Source organism: Oleisolibacter albus (assembly GCF_003336875.1).
GTDB classification, from domain to species: domain Bacteria; phylum Pseudomonadota; class Alphaproteobacteria; order Azospirillales; family Azospirillaceae; genus Niveispirillum; species Niveispirillum album.
On record NZ_QGNJ01000016.1, the window covers coordinates 44,258 to 60,044 of the forward strand.

13 protein-coding genes are annotated in these 15,787 nt (G+C 70.4%); 12 read left to right on the forward strand and 1 reads right to left on the reverse strand.

Translation table 11 applies throughout. From position 1 onward, the window contains the following. Window positions 1-179: 179 nt before the first annotated feature. The 11 genes from DK368_RS18080 to DK368_RS18130 all read left to right on the forward strand — a co-directional run bounded on the left by DK368_RS18080 (window position 180) and on the right by DK368_RS18130 (window position 12,007). The gene (locus DK368_RS18080; RefSeq protein WP_240002558.1) at window positions 180-2,216 is read left to right on the forward strand and encodes an elongation factor G; all 2,037 of its coding nucleotides are present in this window, start codon (window positions 180-182) and stop codon (window positions 2,214-2,216) included. Between the two features lie 115 nt (window positions 2,217-2,331). Next, window positions 2,332-2,859 (forward strand): Dps family protein, encoded by a 528-nt coding sequence (locus DK368_RS18085; RefSeq protein WP_114395382.1) that lies wholly within the window; start codon window positions 2,332-2,334, stop codon window positions 2,857-2,859. Window positions 2,860-3,009: 150 nt separating this feature from the next. Then, window positions 3,010-3,423, forward strand: a complete 414-nt coding sequence (locus DK368_RS18090) for a DUF350 domain-containing protein (RefSeq protein WP_114395383.1) — start codon at window positions 3,010-3,012, stop codon at window positions 3,421-3,423. A 106-nt stretch (window positions 3,424-3,529) separates the two neighbouring features. Continuing rightward, the gene (gene pdeM, locus DK368_RS18095) at window positions 3,530-4,237 is read left to right on the forward strand and encodes a ligase-associated DNA damage response endonuclease PdeM (RefSeq protein ID WP_114395384.1); all 708 of its coding nucleotides are present in this window, start codon (window positions 3,530-3,532) and stop codon (window positions 4,235-4,237) included. A gap of 309 nt (window positions 4,238-4,546) precedes the next feature. After that, window positions 4,547-6,010 carry a cryptochrome/photolyase family protein gene (locus DK368_RS18100; protein WP_420818910.1) on the forward strand — a complete coding sequence of 488 codons (1,464 nt, stop codon included), beginning with the start codon at window positions 4,547-4,549 and terminating at the stop codon, window positions 6,008-6,010. A 13-nt stretch (window positions 6,011-6,023) separates the two neighbouring features. Continuing rightward, window positions 6,024-7,361, forward strand: coding sequence for an NAD(P)/FAD-dependent oxidoreductase (locus tag DK368_RS18105; RefSeq protein ID WP_114395385.1), 1,338 nt, complete (start codon window positions 6,024-6,026; stop codon window positions 7,359-7,361). 4 nt (window positions 7,362-7,365) lie between these two features. Next, window positions 7,366-8,169: a DUF1365 domain-containing protein gene (locus tag DK368_RS18110; protein WP_114395386.1), complete on the forward strand. Its 804-nt coding sequence runs from the start codon at window positions 7,366-7,368 to the stop codon at window positions 8,167-8,169. 34 nt (window positions 8,170-8,203) lie between these two features. Beyond that, a complete protein-coding gene (locus tag DK368_RS18115; RefSeq protein WP_114395387.1) occupies window positions 8,204-9,433 on the forward strand; it encodes an SAM-dependent methyltransferase in 1,230 nt (409 codons plus the stop codon). Window positions 9,434-9,440: 7 nt separating this feature from the next. Then, entirely contained in the window at window positions 9,441-10,787 is a 1,347-nt protein-coding gene (locus tag DK368_RS18120) for an MFS transporter (RefSeq protein ID WP_114395388.1), read from the forward strand. A 25-nt stretch (window positions 10,788-10,812) separates the two neighbouring features. Next, window positions 10,813-11,382 carry a DUF3833 domain-containing protein gene (locus tag DK368_RS18125; RefSeq protein WP_114395389.1) on the forward strand — a complete coding sequence of 190 codons (570 nt, stop codon included), beginning with the start codon at window positions 10,813-10,815 and terminating at the stop codon, window positions 11,380-11,382. 151 nt (window positions 11,383-11,533) lie between these two features. After that, window positions 11,534-12,007 (forward strand): helix-turn-helix domain-containing protein, encoded by a 474-nt coding sequence (locus DK368_RS18130; RefSeq protein WP_114395390.1) that lies wholly within the window; start codon window positions 11,534-11,536, stop codon window positions 12,005-12,007. A 74-nt stretch (window positions 12,008-12,081) separates the two neighbouring features. Here the strand turns inward: DK368_RS18130 and DK368_RS18135 are convergent, their stop codons facing one another. Then, window positions 12,082-14,106, reverse strand: coding sequence for an aminopeptidase P family protein (locus DK368_RS18135; RefSeq protein WP_240002560.1), 2,025 nt, complete (start codon window positions 14,104-14,106; stop codon window positions 12,082-12,084). A 450-nt stretch (window positions 14,107-14,556) separates the two neighbouring features. Between DK368_RS18135 and DK368_RS18140 the strand changes: the two genes are divergently transcribed. Continuing rightward, window positions 14,557-15,654 carry an OmpA family protein gene (locus DK368_RS18140; protein ID WP_114395391.1) on the forward strand — a complete coding sequence of 366 codons (1,098 nt, stop codon included), beginning with the start codon at window positions 14,557-14,559 and terminating at the stop codon, window positions 15,652-15,654. Window positions 15,655-15,787 lie beyond the last annotated feature (133 nt).

Sequence of the window (15,787 nt, forward strand, 5' to 3'; positions counted from 1 at the left end):
CGCAGCGGTTGTGCCGATTTCCCCTCGACACCCGGTCGGGACAGGCGTTCGATTGGCGCTGGAGGAAAATGGGCGCCAGCCGCGGACAGACCGGCGGGCGGCCCGATGGCCGACCGCCCGCGCTGCCCCCGGGGTGCCCGTCACGCACCACAAACCGGAGGCGGAAGATGATGAACGGCATGAGGTCCGGGCCGCGTGTTGCGGCCCTGGTAGGACCCTATCTCAGCGGTAAGACCACGCTGCTGGAAGCGCTGCTGCTGGCCGCGGGCAATCTGCACCGCAAGGGCAGCGTCAATGACGGCTCCACCGCCGGCGACAGCAGCCCCGAAGCCCGCGCCCGCCATATGAGCGTGGAGATGAACCTGGCCTCCGGCGACTATCTGGGGGAGCGCTGGACCTTCATCGACTGCCCCGGCTCGGTCGAGCTCCAGGCCGACACGCTGCGCGCCCTGCAGGTGGCCGACGTGGCCATCGTGGTCTGCGAGCCGTCGGCGGACAAGGCGGGCATGCTGGCCCCGCTGTTCCGCATGCTGGACGAGATGTCCATGCCGCACATGGTCTATATCAACAAGATGGATCAGCTGGCCGGCAGCGATGTGCGCGTGCGCGACGTGCTGGCGGCCCTGCAGGGCGTGTCCGAACGGCCGCTGGTGCTGCGGGAGGTGCCGATCCGCGACAATGGCAGCATCACCGGCCATGTGGATCTGGTCAGCGAGCGCGCCTATCACTGGCGCCCCGGCCAGACCTCGGATCTGGTGCCGATGCCGGCCACGGTGAAGGAACGGGAACAGGATGCCCGTCAGCAGCTGCTGGAAGCCCTGGCCGATTTCGATGACCAGCTGCTGGAACAGCTGCTGGAGGATGTGACTCCCGAGCGCGACGACGTCTATCGCCATCTGGCCCAGAATCTGGCCGAAGACCTGATCGTGCCGGTGTTCCTGGGCTCGGCCGACCGCGACCATGGCGTGCGCCGGCTGCTGAAGGCGCTGCGCCACGAGGTTCCCACCGCCGAGCGCACGGCGGCCCGGCTGGAGATTGCGGCCAGGACCGACGGTCCCCTGGTCGAGGTGTTCAAGACCCAGTACGCCGCCCATGCCGGCAAGCTGTCCCTGGCCCGCATCTGGTCCGGCCCGGTGCAGGACGGCATGACCCTGGCCGGGGAGCGGGTCGGCGGCGTCTATGCCTTCGGCCCCGGCGGGCTGGTCAAGAAGACCACGGCCGATGCCGGCGAGGTCGTGGCCCTGGCCCGGCTGGACAAGCCCAGGGCCGGCGACCTGCTGACCGAGAAGGAGATGACGGGGCGTGCCCCGTTCTGGCCGGCGGCGCCGGAGCCGGTCTATGCCCTGACCGTGGAGGCGGAGCAGAAGACCGACGAGGTCAAGCTGACGGCCGCCCTGGCCAAGCTGGCCGAGGAGGATGCCAGCCTGTCCTTCCGCCATGACACCGAGATCGGCGAGCTGGTGCTGTCCGGCCAGGGGCCGGTGCATCTGCAGATCGCGCTGGACCGGCTGCGCAGCCGCTTCAACCTTCCGGTCCGCAGCCGCGCCCCCGGTGTGCCCTATCGCGAGACCATCCGGCGCGGCAGCGCCCAGCATGCCCGCTTCAAGCGCCAGACCGGCGGGCACGGGCAGTTCGCCGACGTGCATCTGGAGGTGCGGCCGCTGGCCCGCGGCGAGGGCTTCCGCTTCGAGGACAAGGTGGTGGGCGGCGTCATCCCCCGCACCTACATCCCCGCCGTGGAGGACGGCGCCCGGGAGGCCATGGCCCGCGGGCCGCTGGGTTTCCCGGTGGTGGACATCGCGGTGGCCCTGACCAACGGCCAGTACCATGCGGTGGACAGCAGCGAACTGGCCTTCAAGACCGCCGGACGCATGGCCGTGCAGGAGGCGCTGACCAAGGGTGAGCCGGTGCTGCTGGAACCGATCCTGCAGGTCACCTTCGTGACGCCCACGGACTATACCAGCCGGGTGCAGCGGCTCATCAGCGGCCGGCGCGGACAGATCCTGGGCTTCGACTCGCGCACGGACTGGCCGGGCTGGGACGAGGTCAAGGCCCTGATCCCGCAGGCCGACATGGGTGATCTGGTGATCGAGCTGCGCTCACTGACCCTGGGCCTGGGCGGGTACAGCGCCAGCTTCTCGCATCTGGCCGAACTGGTGGGCAAGCAGGCCGACCGCGTGGTGGAAAGCCGGGCCGCGGCGGCCGCGGCGGCCTAACGCTGCCGCCGCGTGGGGTCCTCTCGGGCACCTTTGTCCGCGTGGAATGTTGTGTCCAGCAGGCGGGGGGCCGGCGGCCCCCCGTCCCTCCCCACGCGACAATGGACAGCGACCCATGGACCAGCTTCAGCGTCCCGACACCGAAACCGACCGCACCCCGGCCTCGCGCGAGTCCCTGCCCGTGCAGACCGGCATCGCCGACGAGCAGCGCCAGCGTCTGTCGGAAGGGCTGGCCCGCGTGCTGGCCGACACCTACACGCTTCTGGGCAAGACCCATGGCTTCCACTGGAATGTGACCGGCCCCCAGTTCCATTCGCTGCACGAGATGTTCCAGATGCAGTACGAGGATCTGACCGGGGCGGTGGACGATCTGGCCGAGCGCATCCGCGCCCTCGGCCATTTCGCCCCCGGCAGCCTGTCGCAGTTCCTGAAACTGACCGAGATCGAGGACGAACATGGCGTCCCCAGCGACCGCGGCATGCTGGAACAGCTGGTGCGCGACAATGAGACGGTGAACCGGGCCTGCAAGGCCGTGGTCGAGGTTGCGCAGGATGCCGGCGACACCGTGACCGAGGATCTGATGAACGGCCGCATGGCCTATCACGAAAAGGCGGCCTGGATGCTGCGGGCCAGCATCGGCTGAGGCCGGGCCCGGCCGAAATCCCTGTCACGGCTCCGCTTTCCCGGGTCCCCGGCGGGCACCCGCCCCCTTGACAGCGCCCCGCCCCGGCTCGCAATGCTGCGGACCGGGGCGGCCGCCGTGCCGCTTCCGCGCGTCTGACGGGAGTTGGTCATGGAGCCGTTGCTGAGCTACAGCCTGTCGCATTTCCCGGCCTATCTGGCCTATGCCGCCTCGCTGGCGGTGCTGCTGACCGTGGCTGTGGTCATCTATCTGTTCATTACCCCCTACAAGGAGATCGCCCTGATCCGCCAGGGCAATTCGGCCGCTGCCATCTCCTTCGCCGGTGTGCTGCTGGGCTTCGCCCTGCCGCTGAATGCCGTCGGCTCCTCCGCCGGCAGCCTGCTGGACATGCTGATGTGGAGCGTGATCGCCCTGGTCAGCCAACTGGCCGCCTTCCTGCTGGCCTCGCGCCTGCTGGGGGATCTGCGTTCCGGGATCGAGCATGACAAGATGGCCCATGGCATCCTGCTGGCCGCCCTGTCGGTCACGGTGGGCCTGATCAATGCGGCCAGCCTGACCTATTGAGCCGTATCCGTTTCGCCACGGCCCGCCCATCGCCGGTGGATTGGCCCTGGGCATGGGGGCCGCGGCCTGCTAGAGCGGTGTCAGGCTCCCTGTTCCCGTTTCGTCCATGGCCGCTGCCGATCTCCTGCTGAATGGTGTTGCGCTGACGCCCGACCTGTCCGGCGCCCTGTGGTGGCCCGGGCGGCGCTGGCTGGTGGTGGCCGACCTGCATCTGGAGAAGGCGTCGTCCTATGCGCGGCACGGCCAGATGCTGCCGCCCTACGACACCGCGGCCACGCTGGCGCGGCTGGCGGAGGTCTGCCGCCGGCTGGACCCGGCCCGCGTCGTCTGCCTCGGCGACAGTTTCCATGACCGTGATGCCGCCGCCCGCATGTCGGTCGATGACGGCCGGCGCGTGGCCGCCCTGACCGCGGCCCGCGACTGGGTCTGGATCAGCGGCAACCACGATCCCGCCCCGCCGGAGGGCTGGGGCGGCACGGTGCTGGCGGACCTGGCCGAGGGCGGGCTGCTGTTCCGGCACGAGGCGGCCGCCGGCCCCGCCGCGGGTGAGGTGTCCGGCCATTACCATCCCAAGGCGGCGGTACGCACCCGCGGCGGCCGGCTGACGGCCCGCTGCTTCGTCAGCGACGGCTGCCGGCTGATCCTGCCGGCCTTCGGCAGTCTGACCGGTGGGCTGAATGTGCTGGACCCGGCCGTGGCCGATCTGCTGCGGCCGGACTTCCAGGTCTGGCTGCTGGGACGGGACGGGGTCCATCGGCTGCCTGCCAGCCGGCTGGCGGCGGAGCCGCGGGGCCTGGCGGCGCTGGCGCCCTGAACGGGCTGCGGACGGGAGGCAGCACCCGGAAAAGCGGCCGGCCCGGAGCAGGGGGGCATGCTCCGGACCGGCCACCGGAACGCCACCGGCAACCCTGGGGGACGGTGCGCGGGAGCACCGAAGGCTGCAGACGACGACCCTTGTGGACACAGGTTGGCACAGTGCCGCCCAGGATCAAGGGACGGCGGCACTGTCCCTTCGGTTCTTACGGTTAGGATGGCCCTGACGCCGTTGGGGCTTTTCCAGAGCGGGCATTGACGCCGCCTCCCGGCGCTCCACCTCATGCACGGTCCCGTTGCATGCCGTGTGATGATGTCCCTGTCCCCCTGTCTCGTCTGGTTCCGCCAGGATCTGCGGCTGGCCGACAATCCCGCCCTGCGGCTGGCCGTGGAGAGCGGCCGCCCGGTGCTGCCCGTCTATGTGCTGGACGATGGGACACCCGGCGACTGGCGCCCCGGCGGCGCCTCGCGCTGGTGGCTGCACCACAGCCTTGCCGCCCTGTCAGCGGGGCTGGAACGGCTGGGGGCACCGCTGATCCTGCGCCGGGGGCCGGCCGATCTGGTGCTGCCGGCACTGGTGGAGGAAACCGGCGCCGGCATGGTGGTGTGGAACCGCTGCTACGAGCCCTGGGCCATCGCGCGCGACACACGCCTGAAGGCCGCGCTGCTGTCCGACGGCGTCAGCGTGAAGAGCTGCAACGGCAGCCTGCTGCACGAGCCTTGGGATCTGGCCACCGGGGGTGGCCAGCCCTACCGGGTGTTCACCCCTTATTACAAGGCCGTGCTGGCCCGCGGCGCGCCGCAGACGCCGCTGCCGGCCCCGGCGGCCCTTCAGGCCCCCGCCCGGCTGCCCGTGTCGGAGATGCTGGCGGACTGGGGCCTGCGGCCCACGGCCCCGGACTGGGCCGGCGGGCTGCGGGCGGCCTGGACACCGGGCGAGGACGGCGCCCGCGCCCGGCTTGCGGCTTTCCTCGACGGGCCGGCCGGGGATTATGCCGGGAGGCGGGATTTCCCCGACCGCGACGGCACCTCCCGCCTGTCGCCGCACCTGCATTTCGGCGAGATCTCGCCCCGTCAGGCCTGGCATGCGGCGCTGGCCGTGACGGCCGCGCATCCCGATCGTGAGAAGGGGATTTCAGCGTTCCTGCGGGAAATCGTCTGGCGCGAATTTTGCCATTCCCTTTGCTATCACTTCCCGGAATTATCGGCGCGCCCGCTCAACCCCCGGTTCGAGGAATTCCCGTGGCAGCCCGACCCGACGCTGATGGCCGCGTGGCGCCGCGGACGTACCGGCTATCCCATCGTGGATGCCGGGCTGCGCCAGCTCTGGTCCATGGGCTGGATGCACAACCGTGTGCGCATGATTGCCGGATCGCTGCTGGTGAAGCATCTGCTGCAACCCTGGCAGGAGGGGCAGCGCTGGTTCTGGGATACGCTGGTGGATGCCGACCTGGCCAACAATGCCGGGGGCTGGCAGTGGATCGCCGGCTGCGGCGCCGATGCCGCGCCCTATTTCCGGGTCTTCAACCCGATCCTGCAGGGACAGAAATTCGACCCCGACGGGGACTATGTGCGGCGCTGGGTGCCGGAGCTGTCGAAGCTGCCGGCCACGGTCATCCACGCGCCCTGGAGCGCCACGGCGGAGCAGTTGCGCCGGGCCGGCGTGGTGCTGGGGCAAACCTATCCGCGGCCGGTGGTGGACCACGAGGCGGGACGCGCGCGGGCGCTGGCCGCCTTCGCCGCGCTGAAGCAGCAGGACGGACAGAACGCATGAAGGGGTGGGGAGCATGAGGATCGCGGTCATCGGTGCCGGCATTTCCGGCCTCAGTGCCGCATGGCTGCTGGACCGGCACGGCCATGACGTGACGGTGTACGAGCAGAACGAGTATGTGGGCGGCCATTCCAACACGGTGGATGTGCTGACGCGGGACGGCCGCGCCGTGGCCGTCGATACCGGCTTCATCGTCTATAACGAGGCCACATACCCCAACCTGACAGCCCTGTTCGACCATCTGGGGGTGGAGACGGACGCGTCGATGATGTCGTTCGCCGTCTCCATCGACCGGGGCCGGCTGGAATATTCCGGCAGCAATCTGGCCGGCATGTTCGCGCAGAAGCGCAACCTGCTGAGTCCGACCTATCACCTGATGCTGCGGGACATCGTGCGCTTCTACAAGGAGGCGCCGAAGCTGCTGAACGACCCGTCGGCCGTGGACCTGACGCTGGGTGAGTATCTGGTGCGGCAGAATTACGGGCACCGCTTCATCTACGACCATCTGCTGCCCATGGGTTCGGCCATCTGGTCCTGCACCATCAGCGAGATGCTGCGCTTCCCGTTGCAGAGCTTCGTGCGCTTCTTCCAGAACCACGGGCTGCTGAAGCTGAAGAACCGGCCGCAATGGCGCACCGTCCATGGCGGCAGCCGGGCCTATGTCAGGAAGATGCTGGCCGAGCTGCGCGGAACCGTGCATCGCGGCCGCGCCATCAGCATGCTGCGGCGCCTTCCCGACGGCGTTCACCTGCAGGACGCCACCGGCCTGTCGGAAGTCTATGACCATGTCATCATCGGCGCCCATGCCGATCAGGCCCTGGCCATGCTGTCCGATGCCAGCGAGGAGGAGCGGCGCATCCTGGGCGCCTTCCGCTTCCAGCTGAACCGGGCCGTGCTGCATTGCGACCCGGCGCTGATGCCGCGCCGGCCCAAGGCGTGGTCGGCCTGGAACTACCTGGCCAACGGCACCCGCGAGCGTCAGGCCCGGGTCAGCGTCACCTACTGGATGAACGTGCTGCAGGGCATCGATGAATCCAGCCCGCTGTTCGTGACGCTGAACCCCCTGGTCGAGCCGCAGCAGGCGCTGAAATACAAGGAATTCATCTACGACCATCCCATCTTCGACAGCAGTGCCGTCGCCGCCCAGGGGGAGCTGGGCCGCATCCAGGGCGTGCGCCGCACTTGGTTCTGCGGTGCCTGGTTCGGCTACGGCTTCCATGAGGATGGGCTGTCGGCCGGGCTGGCCGTGGCCGAGGCGCTGGGCGCCAAGCGGCCCTGGAGCGTCACCGACGCGTCCCCCGCCGGACGCAATGCCCGCCCGCGCGGGGCCGAACTGACCCCGGCCAAGGACTGAGCCCATGGCCCCAGACCCTGCCGGTGCGGGCCCGGCCGACCCTGCGCCGGCCCATGCCGTCTATTTCTGCCGCATCGTGCATGTGCGGCTGCGGCCCTTCCGCCATGCCTTCGCCTACCGCGCCTTCACCCTGTTGCTGGACCTGGACCGGCTGGACCGGCTGCCCCGCGGCCTGTCGCACAACCGGTTCAACCTGCTGAGCCTGCACGATGCCGACCACGGCCCGCGCGATGGCAGCCCCCTGCGCCCCTGGGTGGAGGCGCAGCTGGCGGCGGCGGGGCTTGATCTGGGCGGCGGCCCCATCCGGCTGCTGGCCCTGCCGCGCGTGCTGGGGGCCTGCTTCAATCCGCTGAGCCTCTATTTCTGCCACGATCCGGCCGGGCGGCTGCGCGCCGTGCTGTACGAGGTCAAGAACACCTTCGGCGACCAGCACTGCTATCTCTGCCCCGTCGACCCGGACCAGCCGGCCGGGGCCGCGCTGGACCAGGGGCACGAGAAGGAGTTCCACGTCTCCCCCTTCATGGCGCTGGACGGGCACTACGCCTTCCGGCTGCTGCCGCCGGGCGAGCAGCTGGGCATCCGCATCCGTCTGGCCGACGCGGACGGCGACAAGCTGATCGCCACCCAGACCGGGCGGCGCCTGCCCCTGACCGGCCGCAGCCTGCTGCGGGCGGTGCTGATGCATCCGTTGCAGACGCTGAAGGTGGTCGGCGGCATCCACTGGCAGGCCCTCCACCTCTGGCGCAAGGGTGCCCCTTTCCATCGGAGACCTGATCCGCCCGTAAGGCTTGCCAGAACGGCGCGGTGATCCACTTCAGTGTGGACACAAACGTCGTAGAGCCATGACCGAGCAGACCGAGACCAGCGCCCTCGCGCCCGCCGTTCCCTACCGCCCGTCCCGCCTGATGCGCCTGCTGCTGGGCATCTGTCGCGCCATCCGGGTCGGGTCCCTGACCATCACCCTGCCCGACGGCAGCAGCCACCGGTTCGACGGCAGCGAGCCCGGCCCGCATGGCGTGCTGGTGGTGCGCCACGACCGGCTGGCGGCGCGCATGCTGACCGGCGGCAAGCTGGCCTTCTGCGAGGCCTATCTGGACGGGGACTGGACCAGCCCCGACGTGCCGGCCCTGTTCGACACCGCCCTGCGCAACGAGGCGGAGCTGCACCGCGCCCTGTTCGGACGCCCCTGGTTCCGGGCGGCCCAGCATGTGCTGCATCTGCTGAAGCCCAATTCCCGCAGCGGCAGCCGGCGCAACATCGCCTTCCATTACGACCTGGGCAACCGCTTCTATGCGCGCTGGCTCGATGCCAGCATGACCTATTCCGCCGCGGTCTTCGCCGATCTGTCGGCGCCGGAGACGCTGGAAAGCGCCCAGGCCCGCAAATATGCCGAGATCGCCCGCCGCATGGATCTACGCCCCGGCATGCGCGTGCTGGAGATCGGCTGCGGCTGGGGCGGCTTCGCCGAATATGCGGCACGGGAGATCGGCGCCCATGTCACCGGCCTGACCATCAGCCAGGCCCAGCACGACTATGCCTGCGCCCGCATCCAGCGCGCCGGGCTGGGCGACCGCGTGGAGATCCGGCTGCAGGATTACCGTGATACGGGCGGCCAGTTCGACCGTGTCGCCAGCATCGAGATGTTCGAGGCCGTGGGCGAGCGGTACTGGCCCACCTTCTTCAACAGCGTGCACGCCCGGCTGGCGCCCGGCGGCAAGGGATGCCTGCAGATCATCACCATCGACGAGGCGCATTTCGACAGCTACCGGCGCGCCGCCGACTATATCCAGCGCTACATCTTCCCCGGCGGCATGCTGCCCTCCCCCACCCGGCTGCGGCAGGAGGTGGAGCGGGCGGGCCTGCGCTGGACCGGCAGCCAGGGCTACGGCCTGCATTACGCCCGCACGCTGGATGCCTGGCAGGAGCGGTTCCAGGCGGCCTGGCCGGATCTGTCCGGCATGGGCTTCGACAGCCGCTTCAAGCGGCTGTGGGAGCAGTATCTCTGGTACTGCGCCGCCGGCTTCCGCAACGGCACCATCGATGTGCTGCATCTGGGCCTCGCCCGCGACTGAGGCCCCCATGGCCGGAGATCCGACCACGCCCGCGCCGCAGGCGCCCACATCGGCGGTGCTGCTGGCCTATGGGCTGCCGGCGCTGCCGCTGGCGGCCCTGACCCTGCCGGTGTTCATCTTCCTGCATCCGCACTACGCCGCGCTGGGCCTGCCGCTGACGGTGCTGGGCGGGGTGCTGCTGCTGTCGCGGCTGTGGGACGGGGTCAGCGATCCGCTGGTGGGCTGGCTGTCCGACCGCACCAGCGGCCGCTTCGGCCGCCGCCGGCCCTGGCTGCTGGCCGGGCTGGCTCCGACGCTGCTGGGCCTCTGGTTCCTGCTGCAACCGCCGGCCGGCGTCACCGCCGCCTATCTGCTGCTGTGGAGTCTGGTGCTGTACACCGGGTGGACCATGATCCTGGTGCCGCTGGCGGCCTGGGGAGCCGAGCTGTCGGACGACTACCACCAGCGCACCCGCATCGCCGGCTACCGCGAGGGGGCGGCCCTGGCCGGCACCCTGGCGGCCCTGCTGCTGCCGGTCCTGGCCGGGGTCGCCGCCGCCGGGCAGGAGGGAGAGGCGCTGGCGCTGCTGGCCCGCAGCGTGGCCATGGCCCTGCCGGTCTGCCTGCTGCTCTGCCTGCTGCTGGTGCCGGAACCGCCGGCCCGTCCGCCGCAGGCCCTCGGCTGGCGCCGGGGGGCGGCACTGCTGGCCGGCAACGGCCCGTTCCGCCGGCTGGTGCTGGCCTATCTGCTGAACGGCGTGGCCAACGGCCTGCCGGCGCAGCTTTTCCTGTTCTTCGTGCAGCACCGGCTGCAGACCGGGGAGCAGACGGGCCTGCTGCTGCTGGCCTATTTCAGCGCCGGCCTGCTGGGCGTGCCGCTCTGGCTGCGGTTGAGCCGGCGCTGGGGCAAGCACCGGGTCTGGGGCGCGGCCATGCTCTGGGCCTGCGCCTGGTTTGCCCTGGTGCCGCTGCTGGGACCGGGGGACAGCCTGCCCTTCCTGGCCATCTGCGTCGCCACCGGCCTGGCGCTGGGGGCCGACCTGATCCTGCCCGGCGCCATGCAGGCCGATGTGGTGGATGCCGACACCGCCCGTGCCGGACAGGCGCGCACCGGCCTCTATTTCGCCCTCTGGGGGCTGGCGACCAAGCTGGCGGTGGCCCTGGCGGCCCTGGGCCTGACGGCGGCGGGCCTGCTGGGCTTCTCCCCTGGCGGTCCGAACGGGGAGGGGGCGCTGACGGCGCTCGCCCTGCTGTACGGGCTGCTGCCCATCCCCTTCAAGCTGGCGGCCATCGCCCTGCTCTGGCGCTGGCCGCTGACGGAGAGCGCCCAGACCGCCCTGCGCCGCCGCATCACCGTGCAGGCCCAGGCACCATGACACCGTTCCCGCCACCGGAGGTTCCATGCTCAGCCGCCTTTTGCTCCTTCTTCTCAGCCTTGCCGTCCTCAATGGATGCAGCAGCATGAAACCGGAACAGTTCGCCGATTCCACCCCCCGCTTCGTCCTGGAGGAATATTTCCAGGGCAGGTCCCGCGCCTACGGGCTGGTGGAGGACCGCTTCGGCACCATCCGCCGCCAGTTCACCGTCGATATCACCGGCAGCTGGGACGGCCAGGTCCTGACCCTGGTGGAGGATTTCCACTGGAACGATGGCGAGCAGGAGCAGCGCATCTGGCACCTGACCAGGCGCGACGAGCACCAGTGGGAAGGGCGCACGGCCGATGCCATCGGCACCGCCGTGGGCAAGCAGTACGGCAACGCCTTCAACCTGCGCTACGACTTCAACCTGAAGCTCGATGGCGGCCGCACGCGGGTGCATTTTGACGACTGGATGTTCCTGATGCCCGACGGGGTGGTGCTGAACCGGGCCGCCATGAGCAAGTTCGGCATACATCTGGCCACGGTCACCATCGCCTTCCGCAAGGATGCCGGCCCGGGCGTGATCCAAGGGGGTGCCGCTGCTGCCGAATAGCCAGTGACGGGGCGCACAGACAGGGTCCAGGCTTCTTGCCATGATGCCTCTTCCCATCTGTCCACCGGCCCCGGCCCATACGCCAGGGGCATGCACGCGATTCCGATGCTGACCGCGCCGGGACCCGCCTGCCTTTCGCCGGAGCCTCGCCATGTGCGCCATGACCTGCCCCGCCGCGGAGCCGCACCCGCTTGACCGCATCCTGCTACCGGTCCCGACGGCGGACGCCGGTGGCCTGTCCCGCCTGCAGCTGCGCCGGGTCGCCACCTATATCGAGGAAAATCTCGACGGGGATCTGGGACTGGTCCGGCTGGCCGCCGCCGCCGGGCTGAGTCCCAGCCACTTCGCCCGCCGATTCAAGGGGGCCACCGGCCTCGCCCCGCACCGCTATGTCATGCAGCGGCGTCTGTACGAGGCCAAGCGGCTGCTGGCGGTCAGCAGCCTGCCCATTGCCCAGGTGGCGGCGGCCACCGGCTTTTCCAGCCAGGCCCACCTGACCGACCTGTTCGGCCGCTGCGTGGGCGTTCCCCCCGGCTCCTTCCGCAGCTGCGTGCTGACGCGCTGCTCGGCCGACCATCTCAGCGCCAAGTTCCCGGAGCCTGCCCGCGACATGGTCCGGATCTGAGGTCCGGGACGGATCTGCCGCGCCGTTCCCCGGCAGATCCGTGAACCGCCTCTGCAATCGGTCTCAGGGACCGGTCAGAGCGGTGCCGTGGCCCGGTCCAGCCAGTCGCGCTCCTCCGCCTCCAGCAGCGGCGCCAGCGCCTCCCGCACACGGGCATGGTAGCTGTTCAGCCAGTCGCGTTCGGCCGTGGTCAGCAGACCGGTGTCCACCAGCCGGCGGTCGATGGGGCACAGCGTGATGGTCTCGAAGCGCAGCATCGGCCGTTCGGCCCCCGGAATGTCCGTGGCGGACTGGACGACGACGAGATTCTCCACCCGGATGCCATAGGCGCCGGTCTTGTAGTAACCGGGCTCGTTGGACAGGATCATGCCCGCCTGCAGCGCCACCGTGTTGGGGATCTTGGCGATGCGCTGCGGCCCCTCATGCACCGACAGGAAGCTGCCGACGCCGTGGCCGGTGCCATGGTCGTAATCCAGGCCGGCCTGCCACAGGAACTGCCGCGCCAGCAGGTCGAGCTGGCTGCCGGTGGTGCCTGCCGGGAACACGGCCGTGGCCAGGGCGATATGGCCCTTCAGCACCAGGGTGAAATGCCGCTTCATCTCGGCCGTGGGCGTGCCCACCGCCATGGTGCGGGTGATGTCGGTGGTGCCGTCGAGATACTGGCCGCCACTGTCCAGCAGGAACAGGCTGTCCCGCTCCACCGGGCGGTTGCTCTTCTCATTGGCGCGGTAATGGACGATGGCGCCGTTGGGGCCGGACCCAGCGATGGTCTCGAAGCTGGGACCACGGAAATGCTGGACCTGCTGGCGGCAGGCCAGCAGCCGGTCGACCACTGTCAGCTCGTCCAGGCCGCCGGCCGGCGCCTCGCGGTCGAACCAGGACAGGAAGCGCACCAGCGCGGCCCCGTCACGGCGGTGGGCGGCGCGGCTGCCCTCCAGCTCGACAGCGTTCTTGGCCGCCTTCGGCATGACGCAGGGATCGGTCTCCCGCTCCAGGGTGGCACCGGCCTCATGCAGCCGGTCGGACACCCAGACCGTGGCCGTGGCCGGATCGACCCGCACCTTGGCCTTGGCCGCCCCCAGCGCGTCCAGCGCCCCCGGCAGCTCGTCGGGGGCGCGCAGCACCACCTGATTGCCCAGATGCCGCTCCAGACCGGGGGCCAGCTTGCGCCGGTCCACGAACCAGTCCAGCGCCCCGCTGTCATGCAGGATGGCGAAGGACAGGGGCAGCGGCGTGCAGGGCACGTCGGCCCCGCGGATGTTCAGCAGCCAGGCGATGCTGTCCGGCTGGGTCAGCACGGCTGCCGCCGTGCGGCTGCGGGCCAGCTCGGCCCCCAGCTCGGCGCGCTTGTCGGCGCTGGACTTGCCGGTGAAGGCGTCCGGCTGCGGCACCACCAGCCCCAGCGGGGCCGGCGGCTGGTCGGTCCAGATGGCATCGACGGGGTTGCCTTCGACGGCGATCAGCTCGGCGCCGGCCTTGGCCAGACTGTTGCGCATGCGCTCCACCCAGCCGACCGTGTGCAGCCAGGGATCGAAGCCCAGCTTCTGTCCGGCGAGCATATGCTCGGCCGCCCAGTCGCCGTGGAACTCCTCGATCAGATTGCGGTACTCGAACAGGCCGGCATCGACCTCCTGCTGAACCTGGAGCGTGTAGCGGCCATCGACGAAGATGGCGGCCTTCTTGCGCAGCACGACGATGGCGCCCGCAGACCCCGTGAAGCCGCTGAGATAGGCCATGCGGTTGGCCCGCAGCGGCACATATTCGCCATTGTGCTCGTCGGCGCGCGGAATGACGAAGCCATCCAGGCCGCGGCGATACAGCTCCGCCCGCAGCGCCTGCAACCGGGCGGCATGGTCGCCGACCTCCGGCGGAACGGGCCGGGCGATGCTGGCCCGCAGGGCCAGCAGCTGGTCGCGCACGGCCGGCGGCAGCGTCTCGCCCACCAGCAGCAGCCAGCGGTCGGTGTCCTCCCCGTCCGGCGCGGCGTTGACGCCGTCGATCAGGTCACGGATGGCGGCGGCGGTCTGGGCGATGCCGGCGTCGCGCAGAAGGCGGTCAAGCGCGGCGTCGCCGACATAGGCGATGGGGGAATGCGGCACGGGAAGGCTCTCATTTGCGCGGGTCGCGCCCGGGGTGGGCGTTTTTCACGCAGGCTAGAGCGGCACGGCAGCCGGCGCAAGTGCCGCGCCCAGGGGACGCGTGCCCGGCAAAGGCCTCCCCACCCCGCCTGCCCCGCGGGCGGAGGTACTTCCTTACCGCCCCCTCCCCCAGGGTGCCTACCCTGTCTGCCCGCCTTGTTGCGATGCATCGAACAGCTTTAGGTCGTTCCCGCTGTCTCGACGCGGTTGCCGTTCTGGTGCATCGGGAACCCGGTGCATCGGGCCGTCTGCGGCTTTTCGGTCACACCTGCCACCAGAAGGTGGATATGTCCGGCAAATCGTCCGCCCGCGCCGTGCCGATCCGGCCGCACCAGCCGTTGTCGACCCGTTGATTCCCGTCCGGCGCCGGGCGCCGGGGCACAGTTCAGCCAAGGGAGCAAGGAGGAAAGAATGCGCTATATGCGTCCAATGCTGGCCGTTGCCGCGGTGGCCCTGCTGCCGGCGGTCGCCCAGGCCCAGGACATGGTCTCGGGTCCCTATCTCGGCCTGCAGGGTGGCTACACCTGGACCCAGGACCTGGAAACGGAGGCCGGCAGCTATCGCTATGAAGCCGACTTCGAGGACGGCTGGACCGGCATCGTCGAGGGCGGCTACCGCCTGTCCAACGGCCTGCGCGCCGGCCTGGAAATCGGCTACACCAGCAGCACCATCGGCGACATCGCCGGCGGGCCGCCGGGCCGGGCCGGCGGAGCCGGCGACGTCACCGCCATGACCTATATGGGCGTCATCGGCTACGAGCTGAACGCCATCGGGCCGGTGCGCCCCTATGTCAGCGCCGGCGTCGGCGTCGCCACGGTGAAGCTGGACGATGCCGCCGACCTGTTCGGCCCCGGTGAGACCTTCAACGACAAGGATACGGGCGTGGCCTGGCAGGTGGGGGCCGGCGTCGCCTATGCCGTGTCGCCGAACCTGGATCTGACGCTGGGCTATCGCTTCCTCGACACCGGCATCATCCGGGTCAGCCAGGACGGCAACGGCCAGCGCGCCAGCTTCGACTATCAGAACCACACGGCCATGGTCGGCCTGCGCTGGACCTTCGGCGCCCCGCCGGCCCCACCGCCGCGTCCGGCCGCGGTGGTCGACACGCCTCCCCCGCCCCCGCCGCCGCCGCCGCCGCCGGCGGCACCGGCCCCGACCATCAGCCGCAATTTCACGGTCTTCTTCGACTGGGACAAGGCGACATTGACCGCCGACGCCCAGCAGGTGCTGCGCAACGTGGTGGAGAATGCCCGCCAGGGCAACATCACCGCCGTGACCGTCAGCGGCCACGCCGACACCTCGGGCTCGCCCGACTACAATCTGCGCCTGTCCCAGCGCCGGGCCGACGCGGTGCGGGAATTCCTGGTCAGCCAGGGCGTCGGCAGCGGCCAGATCACGGTCGAGGCCAAGGGCGAAACCGACCTGCTGGTGCCGACCGCCGACGGTGTGCGCGAGCCGTCGAACCGGCGCTCGGTCATCGTCTTCCCCGAAGGGTCGCCGGCCAGCTGACCGGCCTGACCCGACAGTCCCGGGACACATTCCCGGACAGCAGCCCGCGGCCGATTTCCGGCCGCGGGCTTTTCCTTGCGCCGGTGCGGGCGGGTGCGCTACCCCGCGGGGAGGAGGCTGCCCGCCCGGGGCA